Annotated in this window: 8 protein-coding genes; 6 read left to right on the top strand and 2 right to left on the bottom strand. The window is 38.2% G+C overall.

Annotated elements, in window-relative coordinates:
* The 3 genes from ASG21_RS19420 to ASG21_RS19410 form a co-directional block, all read left to right on the top strand.
* A partial coding sequence (locus ASG21_RS19420) for a BspA family leucine-rich repeat surface protein (RefSeq protein ID WP_082482476.1) occupies nucleotides 1-1,495 on the top strand: 1,495 nt, incomplete at its 5' end.
* Between the two features lie 17 nt (nucleotides 1,496-1,512).
* On the top strand, nucleotides 1,513-3,186 hold the full coding sequence (locus ASG21_RS19415; RefSeq protein ID WP_082482475.1) for a BspA family leucine-rich repeat surface protein: 1,674 nt from the start codon (nucleotides 1,513-1,515) through the stop codon (nucleotides 3,184-3,186).
* Between the two features lie 40 nt (nucleotides 3,187-3,226).
* Entirely contained in the window at nucleotides 3,227-4,948 is a 1,722-nt protein-coding gene (locus ASG21_RS19410) for a BspA family leucine-rich repeat surface protein (protein WP_056084763.1), read from the top strand.
* A 323-nt stretch (nucleotides 4,949-5,271) separates the two neighbouring features.
* Here the strand turns inward: ASG21_RS19410 and purE are convergent, their stop codons facing one another.
* Complete coding sequence (purE, locus tag ASG21_RS19405; RefSeq protein ID WP_056084760.1) at nucleotides 5,272-5,775, bottom strand: 5-(carboxyamino)imidazole ribonucleotide mutase; 504 nt, start codon at nucleotides 5,773-5,775, stop codon at nucleotides 5,272-5,274.
* 328 nt (nucleotides 5,776-6,103) lie between these two features.
* On the opposite strand from purE, the gene ASG21_RS19400 reads away from it, so the two are divergent.
* From ASG21_RS19400 to ASG21_RS19390, 3 genes are all read left to right on the top strand, one after another.
* Nucleotides 6,104-7,012 (top strand): EamA family transporter, encoded by a 909-nt coding sequence (locus ASG21_RS19400; protein WP_056084756.1) that lies wholly within the window; start codon nucleotides 6,104-6,106, stop codon nucleotides 7,010-7,012.
* Nucleotides 7,013-7,121: 109 nt separating this feature from the next.
* On the top strand, nucleotides 7,122-7,691 hold the full coding sequence (locus tag ASG21_RS19395) for a hypothetical protein (RefSeq protein ID WP_056084753.1): 570 nt from the start codon (nucleotides 7,122-7,124) through the stop codon (nucleotides 7,689-7,691).
* Nucleotides 7,692-7,697: 6 nt separating this feature from the next.
* Complete coding sequence (locus ASG21_RS19390) at nucleotides 7,698-9,818, top strand: cation:proton antiporter (protein ID WP_056084750.1); 2,121 nt, start codon at nucleotides 7,698-7,700, stop codon at nucleotides 9,816-9,818.
* 36 nt (nucleotides 9,819-9,854) lie between these two features.
* Here the strand turns inward: ASG21_RS19390 and ASG21_RS19385 are convergent, their stop codons facing one another.
* A complete protein-coding gene (locus tag ASG21_RS19385) occupies nucleotides 9,855-10,325 on the bottom strand; it encodes a thiol:disulfide interchange protein (RefSeq protein ID WP_056084747.1) in 471 nt (156 codons plus the stop codon).
* Nucleotides 10,326-10,522 lie beyond the last annotated feature (197 nt).

Raw genomic sequence — 10,522 nt, 5'->3', positions numbered from 1 at the left:
TCTTCCTAACAATCCACCATTCCCATCGTCTGCCACACAGGCATGGGCACCTTTCCGTGGAACAGATTTCACAATCTACTGGGAAGAAGTGGGCTATCCTGCACACAATTCTACTCTGAACAATGTCACTTCACAATATCACGTTTTGCTGGATTTTGGAACACCCTTCAATCCTGTGCCTGCCAATGCAACATACACAGTAAAAGTAAGCAATGGCAATGGTAATTTTCACCGCATTGCATTCAGAGACAGTGATTTAGGAACCAGTTTAAACACCGGAATGGGCGACTTTTCAAAAATTGTGGAAATTAATAATTGGGGTACTACTGTCTGGTCTTCTATGCATAATGCATTTAGCGGATGCCTTTACTTAAATATGACCGCCACAGATAGTCCCAATCTTTCTATGGTAAACGATATGTCGTCTATGTTTAGCGGCTGCTCCTCTTTGACAGGCAATAATTCTATCAATAACTGGGACACCTCCACAGTCACCAGTTTGCATGCCGCGTTCATGTCATGTATTCTTTTTAATCAGCCTATCGGAAACTGGAATACCAGTAACGTACAAAACATGGGTACAGTGTTTCTGATGTGCCAGAACTTCAATCAACCCATCGGAAACTGGGATACTTCTAAAGTAATTGCTATGGATGCAATGTTTAATAATGCCAGAAACTTCAATCAGCCCATTGGGAACTGGAACGTTTCAAATGTTGACGAAATGGAATTTATGTTTTCCAACGCATGGGCTTTTAATCAACCTATCGGAAACTGGGATGTTTCCGGCGTGTGGCAGATGAACCATATGTTCGCTAATGCAAAAGCCTTCAACCAACCTGTCGGAAACTGGAATACCTCCAGTGCAACAGTCATGAACGGAATGTTTCAAAACGCAACAGTTTTCAACCAACCCATCGGAAACTGGAACACTTCACAGGTGACCACTATGGCGAATATGTTTACAAATGCTGCGAATTTTAATCAAAATCTTGGCGCGTGGAACCTTACTTCACTGATATACGCTTACGGAATTTTTCAAAACGCTGGTTTAAACTGCCAAAACTACGACAACACACTCTACGGCTGGAGCCAGAATCCCGCAACACCCAATAATATCAACATCAGCAGTGCATCACCAATGATTTACACCCATCCTGCAGCGGTGATTGCTAGAAATTATCTTATCAATACAAAGGGATGGGCCATTACCGGAGATTCATATGATGACAAATGTATTTCTGCACTTTCCACACAAGAGAATATTTTCGAAAATGATTTTAGTATCTATCCAAATCCTGCATCAGATTTTATTTATTTTAAAAATTTAAAAGATGGTGTGAGCTATAAAATTTTCGACATTAGCGGAAGGTTGGTTTTGCAGGGTCATTCAGAAAAAGACCGAATCGATGTTAAAAATTTAGCAAAAGGAAACTATATGCTTCAAATTATAGCGAATAAAACAATAAAAATCCTTAAAATTGTAAAGAATTAACATTAAATAAAAACGATATGAAAAGGTCGGTCTTTACTTTAATCATTTTGATGTTTTGTTTCTTTCCAAAAGCACAGAACGAGTTTATTACCACTTGGAAACCTGCCATTTACCCAAATCAATCTGCCGCAAATGCATCATCCACATCAACCACATCACAGGCATGGGCACCTTTTCGTGGCAGCAATTATACTATTTATTGGGAAGAAGTAGGCTATCCATCGCACAACATGACCATGAATAATGTAACTTCGACCCATCAGGTACTTTTAGATTTCGGAACTCCGCTAAATCCTCTGATACAAAATGCCACTTACAAAGTAAAGGTCACCAGCGGGAACGGTAATTTTCACAGTATTACTTTCCGGGATGATTTTCAGAATATGAATCAGAATCTGTTTTATGGAGACACTTCCAAGATTATAGAAATTAACCAATGGGGTAATACTGTGTGGTCTTCTATGAGAGGAGCTTTTTTTGGATGCAGAAATGTGAACATGACCGCTACCGACAGCCCAAATCTCAACAGTGTTTCAGATATGTCTTATATGTTTGGGAACTGTGAAGCACTTACAGGAAACACCACTTTTAACAACTGGAATACATCTGCCGTTACTACGCTCGCAGGAACCTTCAGTGGTTGTTTACTCTTTAATCAACCTATCGGAAACTGGAATACATCTAATGTGCAGAATATGACAAGTACTTTTACATCTGCTCAAAATTTCAATCAGCCCATCGGAAACTGGAACACCTCAAACGTGACCACAATGGCAAGCATGTTCAACACTGCCAAAAGTTTTAATCAGCCCATCGGAAGCTGGAATACAGCCAGTTTAACAAATGCAAGTTATATGTTTTCCAACGCCTGGGCATTTAACCAACCCATTGGAAGCTGGAACACTTCTCAAATTAATACGATGGAAGGAATGTTTGCATGGACCAAGGCCTTCAGCCAGCCCATCGGAAACTGGAATACGTCTAATGTAACAACTATGAATTCTATGTTTTTTACGGCTACCGCATTTAATCAACCCATAGGAAGCTGGAATACATCTAGTGTTACTTTGGCGCACGGAATGTTTTTCATGGCAGCGGCCTTCAATCAGAATATCGGAAGTTGGAATACTTCGCAGATGACCAACATTCAAAGTATGTTCAACGGAGCTTCAAGTTTTAATCAGAATCTGGGAAGCTGGAATCTCTCATCTCTTCTATTTGGACAGGGAATGTTTTTTAATTCCGGTTTAAACTGCCAAAATTACGACAGCACAATCTACGGATGGAGTCTCAATCCCGCAACACCCAATAACATCAGCCTCCAAAGCGCATCACCATTAACGTACACTCACCCTGCCGCAGTCGCAGCAAGAAACTACCTGATCAACACAAAAGGCTGGACGTTCATTGGAGATAGTTACAACGCAAACTGTGAATCAGATTTATCTACATCAGAAGTTGCTTTAGCAAGCGAAATTTCTATCTATCCCAATCCGGTTTCAGATTTTATTTATATTAAAAATTTAAAAGACATCGACAGCTACAAAATATTCGATACAAGCGGAAGGATCGTTTTACAGGGAAGCTTTAACGAAGATAAAATTGATGTAAGAAACTTAACCAAAGGAAATTATCTGCTTCAGTTCAAAACCAAAAACGATATGAAAAATTTAAAATTTATTAAAAATTAAATATTACCAAACAAATCACATCCCATCACACCAAAAATCTATGAAAAAAATATTTTCGATAGTACTTTTAGTATTAACTTTTCAAATATTCCAGGCACAAAATGAGTTCATTACGATATGGGAGCCCGGGTTTACGACTACTCCTGCAATCTTAGTAAATGCACCTTACCAGGCGGGTATTAACCAAATCTGGTTTCCCGGTATAGGAGAAAATTATACCATTGAATGGGAAGAGGTGGGCTCCCCACAAAACAACGGCATCATGACCAACGTGACATCTACAAGCCAGGTTCTGATAGATTTCGGACCTGTAAAGGAAGGTGGCAATGGAGCCACAAGATATAGGGTAAAAGTATCCAACGGAAACGGTATTTTCAGACAGATAAAATTTGCCAGCCATTTGCCTTTAAACCAAAACATCGAAGTACACGTTCCTATTCTTCAGTTTTATGGTAATGTGGAAAAGATAAGAGAAATAGAACAGTGGGGAAATATTTCGTGGGAATCTATGAATTGTGCATTTACCAATTGCCAAAAGCTACAGATTACGGCTACAGACGCGCCCAACCTCAGCATGGTGACAGACGCATCGCTCATGTTTTACAGGGCCTTTGAACTTTTGGGAGTAAGCTCAATGCAAAACTGGGATACTTCCAACATTCAGAATTTCAGTTTTATGTTTGCATCTCATTATAACGGATTAAATTTTTCAGTCGCCGCAAATCCCTTTAATTCTCCGTATATAACCAACTGGGATACCTCCTCAGCTACAAATTTAAGCTACATGTTTACCGGAAAAGTTTTTTTTAATCAAAATCTCAACAGCTGGGATGTTTCGAATGTGCAGAAAATGAACTGGATGTTTGCCTTCTGTACCGATTATAATCAGCCGCTGAATAACTGGAACACAGCGAGCGTTCAGGATATGCATTATATGTTTGGCCATGCCTCAGCATTTAATCAGTCTCTCAACAGCTGGAATACTTCTCAGGTCATCAATCTGAACCGTACGTTTGCGTATGCTACAGCTTTTAATCAGCCTCTCGATTCATGGGATGTGGGGAATGCTACAAAAATGACAGAAACATTTACACATGCATCCAGTTTTAATCAGCCACTCAATTCATGGAATGTAGGTAAGGTCACAAACATGAGTGGTATGTTTCATTCAGCTTCAAGTTTTAATCAGCCATTATCATTATGGGATACAACTAAGGTTACTACTACGTGGGGGATGTTTGAAAACGACAGCAGTTTTAATCAATCTCTGGAAAACTGGAATTTATCTGCATTGCTTCAGGCACAAAATATGTTCTCAAACACAGGTTTAGACTGCATAAATTACAGCAAAATACTGTCTGGCTGGGCAGATAATCCTGCAACTCCAAATTCTATTAACTTAGGAACTGCTTCACCCCTGATGTACGCAGCAAATATTGCCTCCAAAAGAAATTTTCTCATCAATAAAGGTTGGACGATAAACGATGATACAATGGGAACCTGCGTTTTATCTACAGAGGAAATCCGAACCGGGACAGATTTTGCAATTTATCCAAATCCGGCATCAGATTATATTTATTTTAAAGGCGGAAAAAATATTGACAGCTACAAAATTTTCGACATCAGCGGGAGAATTGTTTTGCAGAATAATTTCAGTTCAGATAAAAATCAAATCGAGGTAAGAACATTACCAAAAGGAAATTATATTTTGCAGCTAAAGGCAAAAGATTCTGTTAAGACTTTTAAATTCATTAAAAAATAATCTGATTAACAGTCAGGTTATATAAAAATAATCAATATAAGTTTCTCTGAGTTTCTGTTTTGCTTAAACTGAGCAGTAATTCAATAAAATGTTTACCGGAAAGCTTCCCGCACCCCTGCAACAAACTTGCCGGTAACCTTGAAAGTCTCCCGCACCTCTGCAACAGACTTGCCGGAAGATGAGAAACCCTGTCGCACGCGTGCATGGAGCTTTCTCATAACGAGAAAACCTCTTACAGAAATGCAGGAAGCTTTCTCATAATTTTCAGACCGAAATGAACATTATAAAAGAAATAATCCGCTGAGAAAGCGGATTATTTTGGTTTAAATATCGAAATGATTGGGATGTTTAGACTTAATGTCATCCACTGTTCCCAAAACTTTGTCTTTCAATGCGTCCTGATATTTCTGAAGGTTTTCAGAAACGGCCTCGTCTGCACCTGCAATAATTTTCGCTGCTAAAATTCCTGCATTCAGAGCACCGTTCAGAGCAACTGTCGCAACCGGAATTCCACCCGGCATCTGAAGAATCGACAGAACAGAATCCCATCCGTCGATAGAATTGCTTGATAAAATCGGAACTCCAATCACTGGTAAAGTTGTACAGCTCGCCACCATTCCCGGTAAATGTGCAGCTCCACCAGCTCCGGCAATAATTACTTTCAGACCTCTTTCCTTAGCTGTTTTGGCATAATCAAACATTCTTTCAGGCGTTCTGTGGGCAGATACCACCGTCAGCTCATAAGGGATATCCAGAGATTTTAAAAATGTTGCTGCCTGTTCCATGATCGGCAAGTCGCTCTGACTTCCCATTATTATTCCTACCATTTTGTCAGTTTATTAGATGGTTCAAAGATAATGAATTTTGCTGGGCAAGTGAATAGGTGAACTGTCAATTCGGTTTGCTGCCAAGTTATTTTTAAGCAAAAAATTGACGGTTGACAACTCATTTGCGAAGCAAAATTGACTTCTCCTCCGTCTGTTATTTTAATAAAAAATAAAATTCACAATTGACAATTCACTTGCACAGCAAAATTGACTTCTGTTATAGCTAATTTTAATAAAAGATAAAATTCACATTTGACAATTCACTTGCGAAGCAAAATTGACTTCTTTCGTTCCAAAATAAATATCTTTGCCGCAACAATCTGCCATCTTGAAAGATCTCAAACTCACTTTAGCCATTCTTACCGTTGCCATCGTCTGGGGAACGACTTTTTTATCCATACGCGTAGCAGTTGAAACCATTCCGGGATGGTTTGTTGCAGGAATCAGGCAGTTTTTGGCAGCAATGATTATGTTGCTCATTCTTCTTTACCGGAGAGAATTCAAATGGATCGGCTGGAAAAATCTTAAATACCAGCTTATTTTTTCAACGCTGATGCTGATCGTTGCCAATGGCATGACGACTGTGGCAGAAGAAAATGTAACGAGCAGTCTGGCGTCCTTGGTAAGTGCATGTTCGCCGATTGTTGTTTTTCTGGGAAGTATTGCGATTGGTCTGCAAAAGTTCAGTTTCAGGGCAATGTCGGGGATTATTCTCTGTTTCAGCGGTATTCTTTTTATATTCTGGGATGGTCTGAATGATCTTGCCAATCCGGAGTATCTGATGGGAGTTATTTTCCTGTTTATCGCCATTTTTGGCTGGGCCTCCGGGACGATATTTACCAAAAAACTGAGTCTTCAAAACGGAAATATTACGCTGAATCTGTTTTATCAGTTTCTCTTTGCAGGAATTGTTCAGCTTGGTTTTGCTTTTCTCTTTTCAGAAGAATATAATTTCGGAAACTGGAGTTTAAAAAGTATTTCGGCAATGGTTTATTTATCGGTTTTCGGTTCTGTGGCTGCATTTTTTGCATTCCATTATGCTCTAACCAAAATTTCTCCTGTTCAGGTTTCTATCTTAACTTATTTCAACACCATTATTTCGATATTTCTCAGTTGGCTGCTTCTCAACGAACGGATTTCAGCTAAATTCTTAGTAGCTGCTATTCTTATTATTGCCGGTGTTTTTATTATTAATTACAGTCCGGAAATGTTTAAAAGAAAGCAGATTCAGGAATAATTAACATCATAAAAGTATTGCATTTTGAGTTTAAAATCAGCTAAAATCTATTCAGCAGTTTGCATCTGTCATAATTTTTGCCTATATTTTTAGGACTAAATTTTGGATTATGATAAAAAGATCTCCTTTTATACTTCTTGTTTTATTTTTAATTTTTCAAAGCTGCAACGACAAAGAAAAAAATCTGCAACTCACCGAGCGTGAAAATGCACTTCTGGAAAAAGAAAAACTTTTTGCTACAAAAGAAGCAGAATACCAGTCTCTTTTAAAAATGAGAGACAGTATTTTCACTGAAAAAGATTCTACTGAAGTGATAAAAAAATGGCCGGCAGAAGTTTTTGGTGAATGGACAGGCAAAGTAATCTGTACCGAATCATCATGCAGTGACTATGTAATCGGCGACCAAAGAATTGACACATGGGAATTTGACAGTGATTCGACACAGCTTTTCTCAAAAATTGTCAACAAAAACAAACTGGTAAGACTTTACTCAGGAAAATTTGAAAACAACGAAGTTAAACTCAGTTATAAAACCGATTCTACAGCAGAAAAAACAGTGGAAATGAATGTTCTCCTGAATGAGTTTTCACCCAATAAAATCCGCGGTCAGCGCACGATTAACGTCGACAACAAATGTATGGCAAAGTTTTCTGTAGAACTGACAAGAAACTCAAAATAAACACTTATGATTTTAAGCTTACACAATCTCAGCCTGCCTCTTGAGGATCCGGTTCTGAAATTTTTGATTGTTCTCATCATTATTTTAGCAGCTCCGATTTTGCTGAACAAAATAAAAGTTCCCCATCTTCTTGGATTAATTATTGCCGGTGCCGTGATCGGTCCCAACGGTTTCAACGTTCTTTCCAGAGACAGCAGTATCGTGGTTACCGGAACTACAGGGCTGCTCTACATCATGTTTCTCGCGGGTCTGGAAATAGACATGGGAGATTTCAAAAAAAACAAATGGAAAAGTCTGACGTTTGGACTCTACACATTTATCGTTCCTTTTGTTCTGGGATTTTTAGGAGGTTATTATATTTTAAATTTCTCCGTACTTACTTCGATACTTTTTGCGAGTCTCTTTTCATCGCATACCCTTATCGCTTATCCTCTTGTCAGTAAACTGGGGGTTGCGAAAAATCTTTCCGTCAATATCACAGTGGGCGGAACGATGATTACCGATGTACTTGCCCTTTTGGTTCTCGCTGTGATTGTTGGAATGTCTCAGGGAGAAGTCGGAACGGCCTTCTGGCTGCAGCTTTCAGGCTCTTTCCTTGTATTTGCTGTGATTGTTTTAATGGTTTTTCCACTTATCGGAAGGTGGTTCTTCAAAAAAGTGGACGATAAAATTTCACAGTATATTTTTGTTCTGGTGATGATTTATCTGGCTGCACTTCTGGCAGAACTGGCAGGTGTAGAAGCAATTATCGGAGCATTTTTCGCCGGTCTGGCTTTAAACAGACTGATTCCGCATACTTCTTCATTAATGAACCGCGTGGAATTTGTAGGAAATGCTATCTTCATCCCGTTTTTCCTGATCAGCGTAGGAATGCTGATTGATTTTAAAGTCTTTTTTAAAAGCTGGGAAACACTGGAAGTTGCAGCAGTCATGCTCGTAGCATCCATTGTCGGGAAATATATTTCAGCGGTTGCGACACAGAAAACATTCAGACTTACAAAAGAAGAAGGAAAACTGATCTTCGGTTTAAGTTCTGCCTCTGCAGCTGCAACTTTAGCGGCGGTGATGGTAGGTTACAACATTATCCTGTCTGAAAGTGAAACCGGTGAACCCGTGAGATTACTGAATGAGCACGTTCTGAACGGAAGTATTTTACTGATTCTGATTTCATGTACGGTTTCCTCATTCGTTTCGATGTCGAGTGCCCAGAAAATCGCTGAGAGCGAGAATGAAGATACAGTTTCCGGCAACAATCATGAGGAAGAAAATATTCTTTTAGCTTTAAATTACGAAAAAACTGTTGACAGAATGGTGAATATGGGAATTCTGATTAAAGCCCATTCCAATACCAAAGATTTTTTTGCACTGAACGTCATCAATGAAGATAAAAATGAATCTTCTGTAAAAAATGCAGAGAAACTTCTGCATCAGGCTACGGACGCGGCAGCAGCGGCAGACGTTAATCTTCAGGCATTAAAAAGATACGACAACGATGTGATCAACGGCGTGAACAATGTGATTAAAGAACAGAAAATTACAGACCTGCTTATCGGACTTGAGGATGAAAAGGGTTTTTCGGCTTCATTTTCACACAACCTATACAATGGATATCTGCAGAATGACAATGTAAATGTCTTTGTTTATCACGCTGCACAGCCACTTTCCACCATCAAAAAATACGCAGTCATTATTCCTGAAAACGCACATAAAGAAGCAGGATTTTTCCATGCGCTTGTGCGTGTGTGGAATATTGCCAGAAATTCCGGTGCAACGGTGGTTTTTTATGCAAAGGAAAATATTCTTGATATTTTACAGAAAATCGTTAAGAAAGCCAATATCGAAGCTGAATTTGTCATTATGAACAACTGGAAAGATGGTGAAGAAACAGCTGCCAAACTCAAAGAAAATGAAGGTCTGATAATTTTTATGGCCAAACGCGGCATGAAGTCTTACCTTCCCAAGATGCGGACAGTGCCTGATCTTCTGAACAGAGATTTGCGCGACAACAATTACCTGTTAATATTTCCATATTCTGAACTTCAGGAAGACAATACAGAAAAACGTTCTGTGGGAAATCATGATGATTTTGTAGAAATTGGGAATGTGATTATGAAGATTTTTAAATAGTCTAATCTGATATTTTAAAAAAGATATAGAAAATAGTTAGAGAGATTTTTTTGGAATAATTTCCATTAATTTCTCTTTAATTTTTTCAGTTTTAAACTGCCCTTCATGATAGTAAATCAACTCCTGATTTTCATCTAAAATAATCCACAGCGGATAAACGGGCTGACTTTTATTTTTTGATAAAGCCAACGCCAACTCGTGGATTCCTGAATTTCCGTTGGATGAATAATTAAATTCTTTGCCTTGAAAAATAATTTTGTCTTTGGTTCTCTCCGCTTCAAAATTGATGAAATGAAAATTTTCATTGATGGTTTTCACTAAATCTCTGTCTTTATTTAAACTGAAAGATTCAATTTTACAGATTGAGCACCAATCGGTGTAGATGTGAATGATGATCGGTTTCGGATTTACTTTTTCCTGCACTTCCAATTCCGTAAACGAGATCGACTTTATTTGCGAGAAATAAAACTGTGGACATAATAATATTAGAAAAAAAGCAACTTTCATAATTTTAATTTGAACAATTAAGTTTTATAAGTTGATAAGATTTTATTAAGAAAATAGCTGAGATATTCATAAAACAATTTGCTTAAGTCAGATTGATCTGAATCTTAACATACCTAAAAACTAAAATTTTAATGTTTTAAGAGCCTGCTTAAAAATGATTAAAAAACAAATTTTAAAGTCATTTTTCTTTTCCCCAA

The organism is Chryseobacterium sp. Leaf394 (genome assembly GCF_001424105.1).
GTDB lineage: Bacteria > Bacteroidota > Bacteroidia > Flavobacteriales > Weeksellaceae > Chryseobacterium.
This window is presented reverse-complemented; position numbering and strand designations above follow the sequence as displayed.

Coding starts and splice junctions, on each gene's coding strand:
- ASG21_RS19415 (WP_082482475.1), top strand. CDS start 1,513: ATGAAAAGGTCGGTCTTTACTTTAATCATTTTGATGTTTTGTTTCTTT.
- ASG21_RS19410 (WP_056084763.1), top strand. CDS start 3,227: ATGAAAAAAATATTTTCGATAGTACTTTTAGTATTAACTTTTCAAATA.
- purE (WP_056084760.1), bottom strand. CDS start 5,775: ATGGTAGGAATAATAATGGGAAGTCAGAGCGACTTGCCGATCATGGAA.
- ASG21_RS19395 (WP_056084753.1), top strand. CDS start 7,122: ATGATAAAAAGATCTCCTTTTATACTTCTTGTTTTATTTTTAATTTTT.
- ASG21_RS19390 (WP_056084750.1), top strand. CDS start 7,698: ATGATTTTAAGCTTACACAATCTCAGCCTGCCTCTTGAGGATCCGGTT.
- ASG21_RS19385 (WP_056084747.1), bottom strand. CDS start 10,325: ATGAAAGTTGCTTTTTTTCTAATATTATTATGTCCACAGTTTTATTTC.